12 protein-coding genes are annotated in these 15,827 nt (G+C 71.5%); 8 read left to right on the plus strand and 4 right to left on the minus strand.

Annotated elements, in window-relative coordinates; translation table 11 throughout:
* The first annotated feature begins 9 nt into the window (after nt 1–9).
* The gene (locus FQY83_RS13405; RefSeq protein WP_146388464.1) at nt 10–2,361 is read left to right on the plus strand and encodes a Tex family protein; all 2,352 of its coding nucleotides are present in this window, start codon (nt 10–12) and stop codon (nt 2,359–2,361) included.
* A gap of 126 nt (nt 2,362–2,487) precedes the next feature.
* Here the strand turns inward: FQY83_RS13405 and FQY83_RS13410 are convergent, their stop codons facing one another.
* Nucleotides 2,488–5,466 carry a diguanylate cyclase gene (locus FQY83_RS13410; RefSeq protein WP_158636511.1) on the minus strand — a complete coding sequence of 993 codons (2,979 nt, stop codon included), beginning with the start codon at nt 5,464–5,466 and terminating at the stop codon, nt 2,488–2,490.
* A 180-nt stretch (nt 5,467–5,646) separates the two neighbouring features.
* Here FQY83_RS13410 and FQY83_RS17800 point away from each other — a divergent pair, with 180 nt between their 5' ends.
* Entirely contained in the window at nt 5,647–6,042 is a 396-nt protein-coding gene (locus FQY83_RS17800) for a hypothetical protein (protein ID WP_146388466.1), read from the plus strand.
* Between the two features lie 5 nt (nt 6,043–6,047).
* The gene (locus FQY83_RS17805; RefSeq protein WP_238333499.1) at nt 6,048–6,227 is read left to right on the plus strand and encodes an oxidoreductase-like domain-containing protein; all 180 of its coding nucleotides are present in this window, start codon (nt 6,048–6,050) and stop codon (nt 6,225–6,227) included.
* A 15-nt stretch (nt 6,228–6,242) separates the two neighbouring features.
* Here FQY83_RS17805 and FQY83_RS13425 read toward each other — a convergent pair whose 3' ends face one another.
* Entirely contained in the window at nt 6,243–6,578 is a 336-nt protein-coding gene (locus FQY83_RS13425; RefSeq protein ID WP_146388467.1) for an ArsR/SmtB family transcription factor, read from the minus strand.
* Between the two features lie 150 nt (nt 6,579–6,728).
* On the opposite strand from FQY83_RS13425, the gene FQY83_RS13430 reads away from it, so the two are divergent.
* The 5 genes from FQY83_RS13430 (at nt 6,729) to FQY83_RS13450 (ending at nt 12,714) form a co-directional block, all read left to right on the plus strand.
* Nucleotides 6,729–6,932, plus strand: coding sequence for a YgaP family membrane protein (locus tag FQY83_RS13430; RefSeq protein WP_146388468.1), 204 nt, complete (start codon nt 6,729–6,731; stop codon nt 6,930–6,932).
* 10 nt (nt 6,933–6,942) lie between these two features.
* Nucleotides 6,943–8,040, plus strand: a complete 1,098-nt coding sequence (locus FQY83_RS13435; RefSeq protein WP_146388469.1) for an efflux RND transporter periplasmic adaptor subunit — start codon at nt 6,943–6,945, stop codon at nt 8,038–8,040.
* 1 nt (nt 8,041) lies between these two features.
* Nucleotides 8,042–11,362: an efflux RND transporter permease subunit gene (locus FQY83_RS13440; RefSeq protein WP_146388470.1), complete on the plus strand. Its 3,321-nt coding sequence runs from the start codon at nt 8,042–8,044 to the stop codon at nt 11,360–11,362.
* Nucleotides 11,363–11,434: 72 nt separating this feature from the next.
* Nucleotides 11,435–11,797 carry an OsmC family protein gene (locus FQY83_RS13445; protein WP_146388471.1) on the plus strand — a complete coding sequence of 121 codons (363 nt, stop codon included), beginning with the start codon at nt 11,435–11,437 and terminating at the stop codon, nt 11,795–11,797.
* Entirely contained in the window at nt 11,794–12,714 is a 921-nt protein-coding gene (locus tag FQY83_RS13450) for a cation diffusion facilitator family transporter (RefSeq protein WP_146388472.1), read from the plus strand. Before FQY83_RS13445 ends, FQY83_RS13450 begins: the two co-directional genes overlap by 4 nt.
* Before the next feature lie 91 nt (nt 12,715–12,805).
* Here the strand turns inward: FQY83_RS13450 and FQY83_RS13455 are convergent, their stop codons facing one another.
* The gene (locus tag FQY83_RS13455) at nt 12,806–13,321 is read right to left on the minus strand and encodes a DUF1003 domain-containing protein (RefSeq protein ID WP_202878188.1); all 516 of its coding nucleotides are present in this window, start codon (nt 13,319–13,321) and stop codon (nt 12,806–12,808) included.
* Nucleotides 13,322–13,472: 151 nt separating this feature from the next.
* Complete coding sequence (locus tag FQY83_RS13460; protein WP_158636512.1) at nt 13,473–15,695, minus strand: TonB-dependent hemoglobin/transferrin/lactoferrin family receptor; 2,223 nt, start codon at nt 15,693–15,695, stop codon at nt 13,473–13,475.
* Nucleotides 15,696–15,827: the final 132 nt, after the last annotated feature.

The following is a 15,827-nucleotide window of genomic DNA, read 5'->3' on the forward strand; positions in this document are numbered from 1 at the left end:
ACGGACGACATGCCCGAGATTTCCACGGCGCTCGCGCGCAAGATTTCGCAGACCATCGCCGACGAGATCGGCGCCAGGCCCGAGCAGGCCACCGCCGCCATCGCCCTGCTCGACGAGGGCGCGACCGTGCCCTTCATCGCGCGCTACCGCAAGGAAGTCACCGGCGGCCTCGACGACACCCAGCTGCGCACGCTGGAAACGCGCCTGACCTACCTGCGCGAACTGGAGGACCGCCGCGCCGCGATCCTGTCGAGCATCGACGAGCAGGGCAAGCTCAGCGACGCACTGCGCGCCGACATCGAGGCCGCCGACAGCAAGGCGCGGCTCGAAGACCTGTACCTGCCCTACAAGCAGAAACGCCGCACCCGCGCGCAGATCGCGCGCGAGGCCGGGCTGGAGCCGCTGGCCGACGGCCTGATCGAGGACCCGACGCGCGCGCCCGAGGATTTCGCCGCGCAATTCGTGGATGCGGACAAGGGCGTCGCCGATGCCAAGGCCGCGCTCGAAGGCGCGCGCGCGATCCTGATCGAACGCTGGGGCGAGGACGCCGCGCTGATCGGCGAACTGCGCCAGTGGCTCGACGCCAACGGCGTGATCCGCGCGAAGGTGGCCGAAGGCAAGGAGGCCGCCGGCGAGAAATTCCGCGACTACTTCGACCACGCCGAACCGCTGGCGAAAATTCCCTCGCATCGGCTGCTGGCACTCTTCCGCGGCCGCCGCGAGGAATTCCTCAGCCTCGACCTCGAACCCGGCGCCGATCCCGACGCCGGCCACCTGTATGCCGAAGGCCGCGTCGCGCGGCATGCGGGCATCAGCGACCAGGGCCGCGCCGCCGACGCCTGGCTGCGCGGCGCCTGCCGCCTGGCGTGGAAGGCCAAGCTGCACCTGCACCTGCTGATCGACCTGTTCGCGCAGGCGCGCGAGAAGGCCGAGGCCGAGGCCATCGCCGTGTTCGGCGACAACCTCAAGGACCTGCTGCTGGCCGCGCCGGCCGGCCCGAAGGCGGTGCTGGGGCTCGATCCCGGCCTGCGCACCGGGGTCAAGGTTGCGGTGGTCGACGCCACCGGCAAGCTGGTCGCCACCGACACGATCTACCCGCACGAACCGCGCAAGCAGTGGGACGCTTCGCTCGCGACGCTGAAGAAGCTGTGCAGCGCGCACGGTGTGGACCTGGTCGCGATCGGCAACGGCACCGCCTCGCGCGAGACCGACCGGCTCGCCGGCGATCTGCTCAAGCTCGTACCCGAATTGAAGATGCAGAAGATCGTGGTCAGCGAGGCGGGCGCATCGGTGTATTCGGCATCGGAGCTGGCGGCGAAGGAGTTCCCGAACCTCGATGTTTCGCTGCGCGGCGCGGTGTCGATCGCGCGCCGGCTGCAGGACCCGCTGGCCGAACTGGTGAAGATCGAACCCAAGGCGATCGGTGTGGGCCAGTACCAGCACGACGTCGATCAGTACCGCCTCGCGCGCGCGCTCGACGCGCGCGTGGAGGACTGCGTGAACGCGGTCGGCGTGCACGTCAACACCGCCTCGGGCGCGCTGCTGGCGCGCGTGTCGGGACTGTCGTCGACGGTCGCGGAGAACATCGTCATGCACCGCGACGCCAACGGCCCGTTCAAGCGCCGCAAGGACCTGCTCAAGGTGCCGCGCCTGGGCGAGAAGACCTTCGAGCAGTGCGCCGGCTTCCTGCGCATCGCCGACGGCGACGAACCACTCGACGCCTCGGCCGTGCACCCCGAGGCCTATCCGGTGGTCGAGCGCATCGTCGCCGCGACCGGCAGGCCAATCCAGGCGCTGGTCGGCGACGGCGGTTTCGTGCGCACGCTCAGGGCGCGCGACTACGTCGACGAACGCTTCGGCGAACCCACCGTGCGCGACATCCTCGCCGAGCTGGAAAAGCCCGGCCGCGACCCGCGCCCCGAGTTCAAGGCGGCGAAGTTCGCCGAGGGCGTCGAGGACATCAGGGACCTGCGCGAAGGCATGATCCTGGAAGGCGTGGTCAGCAACGTCGCGGCGTTTGGCGCCTTCGTCGACATCGGCGTGCACCAGGACGGGCTGGTGCACATCTCCGCGCTGGCCGACAGGTTCGTGAAGGATCCGCGCGAGGTGGTGAAGGCCGGCGACATCGTCAAGGTGAAGGTGCTGGAGGTCGACGTCGCGCGCAAGCGCATCGCGCTCACGCGTCGCCTGGACGACGCACCGGCGCCGCGCGAGGCGCGGCAGGACGCACGCCGCGATGCCGGCGCGCGTGATCCGCGCAGCCGCTCCGGCAACGGCCCGCGCGGTGGCGCGCCGAAGCCCTCCGCAGCGCCGGCCAACAACGCCCTGGCCGAGGCGTTCGCCCGCGCGAAGCGCGGCTGAGCCGTGGAAACATCTCTCCCCGTAGGAGCGGCTTCAGCCGCGATCTGCGCGATGTGCGGGCTCATCGGCAACGTCCGTCGCGCCTGAAGGCGCTCCTACGGGACAGGGATGGACGTCGTGCGCGCTTCAGCCCGCGACAACGCGGTCCCGCCCCTGCCGCTTGGCCTCGTACAAGGCCACGTCCGCGCGCTGCAGCAGGGCGTCGGGGCCTTCCTGCCGGCTGCGCTCCACCACGCCGACGCTGATCGTGCAGGTGAGCGTGTTGGCGTCGTTCGGCGCGACCTGCATCACGGCCACCTCCGCGCTCGCGCGTTCGAGCAGGGCGATCGCCTGCGCCAGGCCGGTCTCGCGCATCACCACCAGGAATTCCTCGCCGCCGGTGCGACCGACGAAGACCGTGGCGCTGCGCAGCGAGGCCTGCAGCTGCAGCGCGACGCGCGCGAGCACGCGGTCGCCGACCTGGTGCCCGTAGCGGTCGTTGACGTGCTTGAAGCGGTCGAGGTCGATGATCGCCACGCACAGTGGCCTGGCCGACGCGTCGGCCTGCTGGATCGCGCCGGCCAGGTGCTGGTCGCTGGCGCGGCGGTTGGGCAGGCCGGTGAGCGGGTCGTGGCTGGCCTGGTGGACCAGCTGCTCCATCAGCAGCTCGCGCTGGCGCGAGGCGTCCTCGAGCTGGCGGTTCTTGGCGTGCAGCTCCTGCGTGCGCTGTTCCACCTTCGACTCCAGCACGCGCGCACGCTGGCGCTGGCGGCGGCCGAGCGCCTGGTGGACGCCGGCCAGCAGCAGTCCCGCGCCGACGATGCCGGCCAGCAGGGCCCAGGGCCGCCGCCACCACGGCGGCGCGACCTCGAACCGGACCTGCACGACGTTGGCCGGATGGGCCCAGTCGGCCGGCGCACGCGCCACCTGCACCTCGAAGCGCAGCTCGCCCGGCGGCAGGTTGGTGTAGCTCACTTCCCCCGCCTGCGCGGCCTCGATCCAGTCATGGTCCAGACCGTGCATCCGGTAGCGGTAGCGCAGGCTGCCGGGATTGCGCAGGCTGATCCCGGTGAAGCGGAGGCCCAGGCGCGCGCCGGCCGCCAGTGCGTGGCTCGACGCCGCGTCCCGGCCAACGCCGTCCACCGCCACCTGGTCGACCACCAGCGAGACCTCGCCGCGATAGGCCTCCATCACCCGGCCGGGGTCGAACACCGCGATGCCCGCCGCCGTCGGCAGCCACAGCTCGCCGTTGCCCATCCGCCAGCCCGCCGGCGCGCTGCCGCCGTTGGCCTGGCGGCTGGGCATGCCGTCGTCGCGCTCGAAGGCCTGCAGCTCCAGCCGCGTCGCCTGCCCGCGGTCCACCGCATCGATGGCCTTGCGCGGGATGCGGGTGACGCCGCCGTTGCTGCTCACCCAGAGGTTGTCGAGATCGTCGGCCAGGACCCGGAACAAGGCGCTGCCCGACAGCCCCTGCTCGTGGCCGTAGAGGCGGAAGGTGCCATCGCGATGACGCAGCAGGCCGCGGTCGCTGGCGATCCACAGCGTGCCGTCCGGATCGGCGTGAAAGTCGAAGGCGGAGAGGGCCGGGAAATCCTCGCCAGGGCGCAGCACCACAAGGCGGCCGTCGGGCTCGCGCCGCGCCAGCCCGCCGAGCAGGCCGATCCACAGCTCGCCGGCCGCGGTGCGGTGCAGCGTGCGCACCGGCAGCGCCGGCAGGCCGGGCAGCGGCTGCGGATCCAGATGGCCATCGCGCCAGGCCACCAGCCCACGCTCGGTGCCGATCCACAGCGTGCCGACGGGATCCTCCAGCAGCGCGCGCACCTGCTCGGTGGACAGCGGGCTGTCGTCGTCGGCCAGCGGGGTCGCCGGCGCCTGCGGGCCGGCGCCGAAATGCAGCACGCCGCGGTTGTAGGTGCCCGCCCAGACCCCGCCGTCGGCGGCGCGCGCCAGCGACAGCACCGACGAGCCGCGCATGCCCGCCCTGGGGAACACCGGTTCGATGGCGCTGCCGCGCATCCGGCTCAGCCCGCCCGAATGCCCGATCCAGGCCTGGCCGTCGGCCGTCTGCAGCAGGCTGCGGACGTAATCGTTGGCCAGGCCGTGCTGTTTGCCGATGCCGCGGACCGGGCCATCGGCGATGCGGAACAGGCCGTGGGTGGTGCCGAACCAGACCAGTCCCTCGCGGCCCTCGAACAGCGCGCCGGAGGCGAAACCCTCGATGCCGTGGCGCTGGTCCAGCAGCTGCCACTGGCCGTGCCGGTAGCGCAGCACCTGGCTGTCGGTGAGCGCCACCCAGAGCGCGCCCTGCCGGTCCTGCAGCAGGCCCTCGGCGCGCTCGCCGCGCAGTTGTTCCAGGCGCCCCTCGCGATGGCGCCAGACGCCCTGGTCGCCGACGATCCAGACGTCGCCCTCGCCGGTCTGCGCCAGGCCGCGCACCTCGCCCGGCGGCAGGCCCAGCCGTTCGCCCAGCGCCTCCAGCCGCCCCTCGTGCCAGCGGTACAGCCCGCGCCGGTTGCCGGCCCACAGGCTGCCGTCCGCGTGCTGCATCAGCGCCAGCACGTCCTGGCCGGTCAGCTGCTCGCCGTGCTCGACCCGGGTGCAATCGCCGCCCGGCAGCAGCCGGTACAGCCCGTCCCGCGCCGCGACCCAGGGCACGCCGTCGATGCCGCGGGCCATGCGCACGGCCTCCAGCACCGGGAACCGGTCGCAGGCCGGGCGCGCCTCGCCCGTGGCGGGCACGCGCATCAGGCCCAGGTGTTCGACGCCGACCAGCATGCCGCCGTCGGCATCCGGCCACAGCAGCCGCGAGGCCAGGCGATGGCCGTCCGCGGGCGCCAGGCGCCCGACCTCGCGGAACTCGCGCCCGTCGAAGCGCACGGTGCCTTCCCAGGTCGACACCCAGAGGAAGCCGTCCGCGTCCTGGCCGATGGCGTGGATCTGGCTGTGCGGCAGTCCGTCGTCCGCGTTCCAGCGGGTGACGGTATAGCGCTCGGCCGGCAGCGCGGGATCGAGCGTGGCAGCGTGGACAAACGGCGCGAGCCAGGCGCAGGCGCAGGCGCAGGCCAGCAGCCACGCGCCAACGCGATGCATCGGCCGCGCGCGCGCGGCCGGAATGGATGCCTCCATGCCCGGCATGCTGTTCAACGCGCCCCTGTTCACGTCTAGGCGAAAGTTTAGCAAGCACCGTGCCGGAGCCGGGGTCTGGTTCGACCTTCTTTCGACATCGTCGGCCGCCACGAAAGCAAGGGGAAAGTCGACTCCGACCCCGGTTTTGGGCACCCTGCGCGGATTTCACCGGAGCCCCCGATGCCCACGCTGGAAACCCTGCACCGCCGCATCCGGCTGATCGCCGCGTTCGCCATCCTCGCCAGCCTGGCGACCTGGTCCGTGGACATCGCCGGCCTGGTCTACAACTGCCCCTTCTGCCGCGCCCAGCGCACGATCATCGGCCTGCTCGGCCTGCTGATGCTGCTGCCCGACCTGCGCCACTGGCTGCTGCGCTGGCTGGCGGCGGCGCTCGCCAGCCTCGGCCTGGTGGTGGCCGGCACCCAGCACTTCGCCGGCTGGCGGCGGATCAACGCCGGCGAGTTCAAGTTCGCCGAGCCGTGGATCACCGACCCCTTCCTGCTCTCGGGCGCGGCGATCTTCGCCATCACCGGCCTGGTGCTACTCATCTATTCCTGGCGGCCGGTGCGAAAATAGGCGTCGTGAACGCCTCCAGCACGCCCGACCCCGACCCCCGGCCTCAGCCGCCCGAGGCGCCCCTGCCCAGCGACTGCTGCGACAGCGGCTGCGACCCCTGCGTCAACGACACCTACAGCGAACAGCTGCAGGACTATCGCGAGCGGCTGGCACGGTGGCTGGAGCGGCATCCCGACCAGGCCTGAGGGGCAAAACCGGGGTCAGCGCTTGCCGCCGCAGAAGATGTCGTGCAGCGTCTCCATCACCGCCCCGGCGGGGCCCGGGGCCAGCGAGTAATAGATGGTCTGCGCCTCGCGGCGGGTGTCGACCAGGCCCTCGTCGCGCAGCACCGCCAGGTGTTGCGACAGGGCCGACTGGCTCAGCTCCAGCAGCTCGTTGATCTCGCCCACCGAGCGCTCGCCGCCGGCGAGCAGGCACAGCACCTGCAGCCGGCGCTCGTTCGCCAGCGCCTTGAGCAGCTGCGCCGCATCGCCGGCGTGTTCCTGCATGGCTTCCAGGTCGAAGCCGGTCTTTGCCTTTGCCTGTGCCTTTGCCATCGTCATTCCACCCGGGTTCCCCGGTTGCACATCGCGCCGTGCAGCAGCGACATGGGCGAATCATATCAGTTGACTCTAATATAAGTAAATGCTAATTTAGTAATTGCTGGCATTTGCCGGCGTCCATACACCCCCTGCCGGAGAACCGCCATGAACCTCGACCGTGCCGTCTTCGCCTTCGCCGGCGTGATGATCCTGGCCAGCCTTGCGCTGGCGCACTTCTTCTCGCCCTGGTGGCTGCTGCTGACCGCCTTCGTGGGCCTGAACCTGCTGCAGGCCAGCTTCACCGGCTTCTGCCCGGCGGCCAAGCTGTTCAGCAAGCTGGGCGTGCGCAGCGGCTGCGCATTCAAGTAAGCGCACGATCATGACGCATCGCGCCACCGGCCGGCCCGGCCCCGTCCGCATCCGGCTGCGGCTGCTCCTGGCGATGCTGCTGGGTAGCACGCTGGCCGCCTGCGCGGGCAACGGCGAGGCGCCTGCGCCTGCGGCGATCGAAGGCCTGGACACCCTCGTGGTGCCGGCCGCCGACGCCGCCCCGGGGCGCGCCTGGGACGGCGTGGTCGAGGCGGTGCGCCAGGCGACGCTGGCCGCACAGACCAGCGGCCGCGTCGCCGAGGTGCGGCGCGATGTCGGCGACCGCGTGACCGAAGGCGAACTCCTGGTGCGGCTGACCGCGGTGGAACAGCAGGCCGGCGTGGAAGCGGCGCGCGCGCAGCTGCACGCGGCCGATGCCCGCGCCCGCGAGGCCGACGGCAACTACGCGCGCTACCTGGAGCTGTCGCAGGCGCAGTACGTGTCGCGCTCGCAGCTCGAGCAGGTGCACGCCGCGCGCGACTCGGCCCGTGCCGCGCGCGACGCCGCGCGCGCGCAGCTTGCCAACGTCGGCCAGCAGGTCGACTACACCGGCATCCGCGCGCCCTATGCCGGCATCGTCGCCTCGCGCGACGTGGAGCCGGGCGAGAGCGTGGGCGTGGGCCGGACGCTGATGACGGTGTTCGCGCCCGACGCGCTGCGCATCGAGGTCAGCGTGCCGCAGTCGGATGCCGAGGCGATCCGCATCAATCCTGTCGCGAGCGTGCGCTTCCACGACGGGCGCAGCGCCGACGCCGCCGGCGTGACGGTGTTCCCGGCCGCCGACGCTGCGACCCATGCCGTGCACGTGCGCATCGACCTGCCCGCGCTCGACCCGGTGCCGGCGCCCGGCAGCACCGCCAAGGTGGTGTTCCCGGCGGTGGCCGGCGCGGCCTTCCCGCGCATCCCGGCCGCGGCCGTGGCCGTGCGCGGCGAGGTCAATGCCGCCTACGTGCTCGGCGACGGCCAACTGGCGCTGCGCCAGCTGCGCCTGGGCGAGCGCAGCGGCGGCGAGGTCGAGGTGATCGCCGGCCTCAGGCCCGGCGAGACCATTGCCGTCGATCCGGTGGCAGCGCGCCAGGCCCTGGTCGCGGCGCGCAGGGACGACTGACGTGGCCGCGTCGCAGACCCCGCGACCGGGGATCGCCGGACGCCTGGCCGCGGCCTTCCAGGACAATCCGCTGACGCCGATCCTGGCCCTGCTCGGCCTGCTGCTCGGGATCGTGGCGGTGGTGATCACGCCGCAGGAGGAAGAGCCGCAGATCGACGTGACCATGGCCAACGTGATCGTGCCCTTCCCGGGCGCGGACGCGCGCCAGGTCGAGCAGATGCTGGCCTACCCGCTGGACCAGGTGCTCTCGGAGATCGAGCAGGTCAAGCATGTGTACTCGACCAGCCGCCCCGGCATGGTCGTGGCCACGGTCGAGTTCGAGGTCGGCGTGCAGCGGCAGCCGGCGCTGGTGCGGCTGTACGACAAGGTGTTCTCGAACCAGGACTGGATGCCGGCCAAGCTCGGCGTCGGCCAGCCGCTGGTCAAGCCCAAAGGCATCGACGACGTGCCGGTGATGGCGTTGACGCTGTGGACCGACGATGACGTGCCGTCGGCGGCGGGCCAAGGCTCGCCCTGGCGCGGCGCGCGCGAGCTGGCCGAGGTCGCGCACACGCTGGAGACCGAGCTCAAGCGCATCCCCGGCACCCGCGACGTCTACACCATCGGCGCGCCCGAGCGGGCGCTGATGGTGACGCTCGATCCGGCCCGGCTGGCCAGCCACGGACTGGGCGTGAACGAACTGATCGGCGCGCTGCAGGCGGCCAACCTCGCCCGACAGGCCGGCGAGCGCGTCGGTGCCGACGGCGTGGTGCAGGTGACCTCGGGCAGTTTCCTCGCCAGCCGCGAGGACGTTGCCGGGCTGGTGCTCGGCGTCGCCGGCGGCCAGCCGGTGCGGCTGCAGGACGTGGCCACGGTCACCGACGCCGCCGATGCGCCGTCGAGCTACGTCTGGCACGGCGCGCCGATCGGCCGTGCCGGCCCTGGCGACGGCATGGCCCCCGCGGTCACCCTGGCGATCGCCAAGAAGCCCGGCAGCAACGCCTCCGACATCACCCGCACCGCGCTCGAACGCGTCGAGGCGCTGCGCGGCCAGGTGATCCCCGAAGGCGTCGAAGTCACCGTCACCCGCGACTACGGCCTGACCGCCAGCGACAAGGCGCAGACCCTGATCAGGAAGCTGTTCTTCGCCACCGCCTCGGTGGTGCTACTGGTGCTGTTCGCGCTCGGCCGCCGCGAGGCGATCGTGATCGGCAGCGCGGTGGTGCTGACCTTGTCCACCACGCTGTTCGCGTCCTGGGCGATGGGCTTCACCTTGAACCGCGTCTCGCTGTTCGCGCTGATCTTCGCCATCGGCATCCTGGTCGACGACGCGATCGTGGTGGTGGAGAACATCCACCGGCACATGGCCGGCTCCAATGGAACGCGCGGGGGCAAGACCCTGCGCGAGGCGATCCCGCCGGCGGTCGACGAAGTCGGCGGCCCGACCATCCTCGCCACCTTCACCGTGATCGCGGCGCTGATGCCGATGGCCTTCGTCACCGGCCTGATGGGGCCGTACATGCGGCCGATCCCGGTCAATGCCTCGGTCGGCATGCTGCTGTCGCTGCTGATCGCGCTGATCGTGACGCCGTGGCTGTCGCTGAAGCTGCTCAAGCGCCATCGCGACGACGCGTCGCACGCGGGCGAAGGCAATGGCGCAAGCGAAGCGCCTGCCCACGGCCACGCCGAAGGCAGCATGGCCGCGCGCCTGCACCGGCTGTTCGAACGCCTGATGACGCCGTTCCTGGATCCGCAGCGCGGCGGCCGCCGGCGCGGCCTGCTGTTCGCCTCGATGGGCGCGCTGGTGGTGCTGGCCGCGAGCCTGGCGGTGTTCCAGCTGGTGGTGCTGAAGATGCTGCCCTTCGACAACAAGTCCGAGCTGCAGGTGGTGGTCGACTTGCCCGAGGGCCGCACGCTGGAGGACACCAGCGCCCTGCTCACCGAACTGTCCACCGTGATCGCGCGCGTGCCCGAGGTGCGCGACTGGCAGGCCTACGCCGGCACCGCCGCGCCGATCAACTTCAACGGCCTGGTGCGCCAGTACGACCTGCGCGCCGGCGCCATCGTCGGCGACCTGCAGGTGAACCTGGTCGATCGCCGCGAGCGCAGTCGCCAGAGCCACGAGATCGCCGTGGCGCTGCGCCCGGCGCTGGCCGAGGTCGGGCGCCGCCACGGTGCCTCGGTGAAGGTGGTCGAGGTGCCACCCGGGCCGCCGGTGCTCTCGCCGATCGTGGCCGAACTCTACGGTCCGGACTACGCGCGCATGCGCGAGGTCGGCCGCGCGCTGGAGCAGCGCTTCCTCGCCACCGACGGCATCGTCGACGTCGACACCAGCATCGAGGCCGATGCCGCGCGCGAGCTGCTGGTGATCGACCGCGAGCGCGCCGCGCGCCTGGGCGTGTCGCAGGCCGACATCACCCGGACCATCGCCGCGGGGCTCTCCGGCCTTGATGCCACCCACGTCATCGACGGCAGTTCCAAGTACCCGCGCCCGGTGCGCCTGCGCCTGCCGGTGGCCGACCAGGCCGGACTCGACGGCGTGCTCGCCCTGCGCGTGCGCGGCGGCGAGGGCCAGCTGGTGCCGCTGTCGGAGCTGGTGCGCGTGGAACCTGCGCGCTGGGACGGCGCCATCCACCACAAGGACCTGCTGCCGGTGGTCTACGTGACGGGCGACGAGAGCAGCGACATCGACAGCCCGCTGTACGGCATGTTCGACCTGGTCGGGCAGGTGGCCGACCACGCCGTCGCCGGCGAGCGGCTGTCGCAGCACTACATCGCGCAGCCGGCCGACACCGCGGGCTTTGCGATCAAGTGGGACGGCGAATGGCAGATCACCTGGGAGACCTTCCGCGACATGGGCATCGCCTACGCCGCCGGCCTGGTGCTGATCTACCTGCTGGTGGTGGCGCATTTCCGCAACTACCTGGTGCCGCTGGTGATCATGGCGCCGATCCCGCTGACCGTGATCGGGGTGATGCCCGGGCACGCCCTGATGGGCATGCAGTTCACCGCCACCAGCATGATCGGCATGATCGCGCTGGCCGGGATCATCGTGCGCAACTCGATCCTGCTGGTGGACTTCATCAACCTTGAGCTTGCGCGCGGGCGCACGCCGGCGCAGGCGGTGGTCGACGCCTGCGCGGTGCGCGCGCAGCCGATCGCGCTGACCGCGCTTGCCGCCATGGCAGGCGCCTTCTTCATCCTCGACGACCCGATCTTCAACGGCCTGGCGATCTCGCTGATCTTCGGCATCCTGGTGTCGACGGTGCTGACCCTGGTCGTGATTCCGCTGCTCTACTACACCCTGCTCATGCACCAATCACCGAAGGCGACCACGGCATGAACCGGCGCATCCCGCTGCACGCCGCGCTGTGGGTCGAAGTGCCCGAGGCCACGCCCTGACAGGCGCCATCGCATGAGCATCGACGCCCCGATCCGGATCACCCTCGAGCAGGACGGCGACTACGCCTGCCGCATCCGGTTCGACTGCACGGAACTGGAGCCGCTGCCAAGCGACGAACCCTCGCCGCTGGGTGCCGACCGCGGCCCCGATCCCGCCCGCCTGCTGCTGCCCTCGGTCGCCAACTGTCTGGTCGCCAGCCTGCTGTTCGCCCTGCGCAAGCAGCGCAACGGGCACGGGTTCCCGCTGGAGACGCGGTTCCACCAGGCGCTGTTCTCGATGCGCCAGGGCACCACCGTTCTCGTCGCTCGCGCGCACCGTCACCATCGCCATCGCGTTTGGCCACGCCGATGCGCACACGGCACACTGGCGCAATGAAGAGCACCAACGCAGCGGCCGCGCGCCCGCCGGACCTGAGAAAATACGCCTGGCTGGCGATCGCGACCGCGGTGGCGACGGCCCTGCTCAAGGGCAGCGCCTGGGCCATCACCGGTTCGGTCGGCCTGCTGTCCGACGCCGCCGAATCGCTGGTCAACCTGGTGGCCGCCATCGTCGCCCTGATCTCGCTGACCATCGCCGCCCGGCCGGCCGACGACGGCCACCACTTCGGCCACAGCAAGGCGGAGTATTTCTCCGCCGCGCTGGAAGGGATCATGGTCTTCGTCGCCGCAGCCTCGATCATCTACCTGGGCGTGGAGCGCCTGCTCAACCCGCGGCAGTTGGAGTCGCTCGGCCTCGGCCTGGCCATTTCGATCGTGGCCGCCGTCGCCAACGGCGTGGTCGGCCGGGTCCTGATCCGCGTCGGCAACCGGCACCGGTCCATCACCCTGCGCGCCGACGGCAAGCACCTGATGACCGATGTCTACACCACGGTCGGCGTGGTGGTGGGCCTGGCGCTGGCGTGGCTCACCGGCTGGCAGTGGATGGACCCGGTGATCGCGATCCTGGTGGGCGTGAACATCCTCATCACCGGTTACCGGCTGATGTCCGAATCCACCGCCGGGCTGATGGACGCCGCCCTGCCGCGCGAGGATGTCGCCCGGATCCAGGCCATCCTCGACGCCCACACCGAAAAGGACCGGATCGAGTTCCACGCCCTTCGCACCCGCGAGTCCGGCGCCCGCCAGTTCATGGAGATGCACATGCTGGTCCCCGGCGAATGGACGGTGCAGCGCGGCCACGACGCGCTGGAGGACCTGGTGGACGAGATCGTGGCGCAGTTCCCGGCCATGGTCGTGACCGGGCACCTGGAGCCGATCGCCGATCCGCGCAGCTACGAGGACGTCAAGCTCTAGCGCGAGGCGGGTGCGCTGCTGCCTCCTCCCTTGCGCGTAGCGCAGGGGGAGGGGGCTCGCGCTGAAGTTCGCGGCTGGTCAGGGGTTGGTATCAAGTGCCTGCAGTCCCGTCATTGCCACGCGACCCTTCACCCTCCAGCCTGCGGATGCTCCCGGCCAGCGCCTCGATCCGGTCCAGGATCGTCACCAGTTGGTCGTTGCTGGGCTGGTCGAGCGTGTCGTGCAGCGCCATGCTCTCGATCTCGGCCTTGGGGTTGACCTCGTGGTCGTGCGCGGCGTCGACGCGGTCGTGCCTGGCCTGCCGGTTCCGCGCCATCTTGATGATCGGCGCCTGGATCGCGGCCACCGTCGACAGCAGCAGGTTGAGGAAGGTGAAGGGGTCGGGATCGAACGTCTTCCGACCCGGCAGCACGACGTTGAGCACGACCCAGGACACCAGGCAGGCGATGAAGCCGATGATGAAGCCCCGGGATCCGCCGAAGCGGGCCACGCCGTCCGCGACGCGATCCCCCAGCGAGCTGCGCTGATCGACCGCTTCGTTGGTGTTGCGGGTGATCGGCGTGCGCTCGACCGCGCTTTGCAGCACCCGCCGCTGGGCGCGGGTCAACGACTCCGGGTGACGCTTCAACCAGCGTTCGGAAAGCTCGGTATTGATTTCATGGCCGACCCTTGCACGTTGCGCCCGGCGCCAGGCGAATGCAGGCGGGTCTGCGTGGCTGCCGTGTCGCCCGCAACACCGGCGCGGCCGAATGGCTGCGTCACCAGTCGAGCGACACGTTCACCGCCGCGCTGCGCCCGGGCCGGGTGTAGAAGCCGATGTTGTCCTCGTCCGCCGTCAGTCCGCGCACGCCGCTCCAGTTCCAGTAGCTGCGGTCGCCGAGGTTGAGCAGGCCGGCGTTGATGCGGATGCCGGGACGCGGTTCGGCCCAGGCGTAGAGATCGAAGCGCGCGTAGCCCGGCGGCGCGAACAGTTCGCCGACGCTGTGGTCGATGCGGTCCTGGCCGCGCACCGCCGCCATCGCGCCTTCCACGCCCCAGCGTCTGCCGGCGGATTCGTAGCGCAGGCCCAGCGTCGCGCGCGGCGGGTCGACGCTGTTGAGCGGCTGGTCGCGGCGGGTGTCGTCGCCGCGTGACCAGGCCACCGCGCCGCGCAGCTGCCAGCCGCCGGGCTGTGCCGGATCGCTCCAGGGCAGGTGCCAGAGCAGGTCGCCCTCGACGCCGCGGATGCGCGCGCGGTCGCGGTTGACCGACTGGAACACCAGCGCGCGCGTGGCCGGGTCGATGCCGAGGTTGGCGCGCGATTCGATCAGGTCCGTGTACCGGTTCTCGTACACCGACAGGCTCGCGCGCGCGGCCTCGCCGACGTAGCGCCAGCCCAGCTCCAGCCCCTCGCTGCGCTCCGGCCGCAGGTCGGGGTTGGCGCGCACCTCGTAGTTGAACACCGGCAGCAGCAGGCCGATGTTGACGTCGCCGAACGGCGGTGCGCGGAAGCCGCGGGCGTACTGCGCGAACAGGCTGTGGCCGTTGCCCAGCGTCCAGCGCAGCGCCAGCCGCGGCGTGACCTGGTCGGTGTCGACGTCGACCGGGACGCTGTCCGGGAAGTCCTCCAGGTAGACCGCATCCGGATGCGCGCGCAGGCGGTTCCACTCCGCGCGCAGGCCCGGGATCACCGCGAAGCGTTCGCCGATGGCGATCTCGTCCTGCCAGAACAGCGCCAGGCTGGAGTTGCGCGAGTTCGGGAAGTCGCGCACCGGCAGCGGCTCGCCGAGGATCACGCGACCGGTCTCGCCGGTGGCGAGGTTGGTCTCGAGGCCGTCGCGCAGGCCACGGTAGTCCTGGCGCGCGACGTCGACGCCGAAGACATGCCAGTGGCGGCCGAAGCGGCCATCGTGCCGCGCCTGGCCGAGCAGGCCCAGGCCCAGGGCGCTGCTTTCATAGTCGAAGCGGCGCGAGCGCAGCGATTCGAAGGGCGTGGCGACATCGGGCAGGCGGTACTGGTCGCTGTCCTGCCGCACCTCGGTGTTCTGGTGCCAGGCCTGTGCCTCCAGCGAATCCAGCCAGCGCCAGCCGGGCTGCCACTGCGCGGCCAGGCTCGCGCGCAGGCGCTGCTGACGGTCGTCGGCGTCGAGGCGGTAGGTGGTGGCGAAGCGCCCGCTGCCGAAGCGCAGCGAGTTGACCCCGGTCTGCCGCGACTCGCGCGTGCCCTCGAGCGTGAAGACGTAGCGGCCGGAGGCGCCGGCATCGCGCACCAGCTTGGCGAGCACGCTCTCGCGCTCGAAATCGAGCGGGTTGGGGCCGTCCTCGGCGCGCCAGGCGCGGTTGTCGGCCTCATGGCCGCTGCGCCGCGCCGCCATCATCATCGCCTGCCAGCCGTCCCGGCTGCCGCCGGCCCAGCTCGCCGACAGCAGCCGGCTGCTGTCGACGCTGTCGTAGCCCAGGCGCGCGCCGACGTGGCGGTCACCATCGGAGCGCAGCAGCAGCGCGTCGGGATCGAGCGTGCGGAACGCGACCACGCCGGCCAGCGCATCGCTGCCGTAGAGCGTGGACGCCGGGCCGCGCTGCACCTCCACCCGCTCCACGGCCTCCAGGTCGACCAGGTCGCGGCCGGCCGATGCAAACTGGCCGATGCTGTAATCGTCGGCCAACGGGATGCCATCGACCACGATCCTGACGCGATTTCCGTCCAGACCGCGGATCGAGAAGCCGCGGGTGCCGAATCGATGGCCCTCGGACACCACCTCCACGCCGGGCACGTAGCGCACCAGACTCTCGGGGTCGCGCACCAGGTGGCGGTCGAGGTCCTCGCGTTCGACCGCGGCCACGCTCGAGACCACCTGGCTGATCGGCTCGGCCACGCGGCTGGAGACCACGACCACGGTGTCGAGGGTCGTGGTCGCGACGTCGGCCGGCTGCGGGTCGGCGCCGGCGCCCAGGGCGAGCAGCACGGGCAGGGGCAACAGCAGGGTCTGGGGTGCGGCCACGCCGGGCTCCGGAAGCGGGGTTGCACAGGATCGCCATTGTCGATGAAACGGCGCTTGATCCAGATCAATGTTCCTGCGCCGGCCGGGGCGAACACTGGGCGTCGACATGATCCGACCATGACGTCCGTCCCT

This window comes from Luteimonas marina (genome assembly GCF_007859325.1).
Taxonomy (GTDB): Bacteria; Pseudomonadota; Gammaproteobacteria; order Xanthomonadales; family Xanthomonadaceae; genus Luteimonas; species Luteimonas marina.

Bases quoted from the DNA above. Each gene is read 5' to 3' on its own strand.
- FQY83_RS13405 (WP_146388464.1), top strand. From the start codon at position 10: ATGCCCGAGATTTCCACGGCGCTCGCGCGCAAGATTTCGCAGACCATC.
- FQY83_RS13410 (WP_158636511.1), bottom strand. From the start codon at position 5,466: ATGGAGGCATCCATTCCGGCCGCGCGCGCGCGGCCGATGCATCGCGTT.
- FQY83_RS17800 (WP_146388466.1), top strand. From the start codon at position 5,647: ATGCCCACGCTGGAAACCCTGCACCGCCGCATCCGGCTGATCGCCGCG.
- FQY83_RS13425 (WP_146388467.1), bottom strand. From the start codon at position 6,578: ATGGCAAAGGCACAGGCAAAGGCAAAGACCGGCTTCGACCTGGAAGCC.
- FQY83_RS13430 (WP_146388468.1), top strand. From the start codon at position 6,729: ATGAACCTCGACCGTGCCGTCTTCGCCTTCGCCGGCGTGATGATCCTG.
- FQY83_RS13435 (WP_146388469.1), top strand. From the start codon at position 6,943: ATGACGCATCGCGCCACCGGCCGGCCCGGCCCCGTCCGCATCCGGCTG.
- FQY83_RS13445 (WP_146388471.1), top strand. From the start codon at position 11,435: ATGAGCATCGACGCCCCGATCCGGATCACCCTCGAGCAGGACGGCGAC.
- FQY83_RS13450 (WP_146388472.1), top strand. From the start codon at position 11,794: ATGAAGAGCACCAACGCAGCGGCCGCGCGCCCGCCGGACCTGAGAAAA.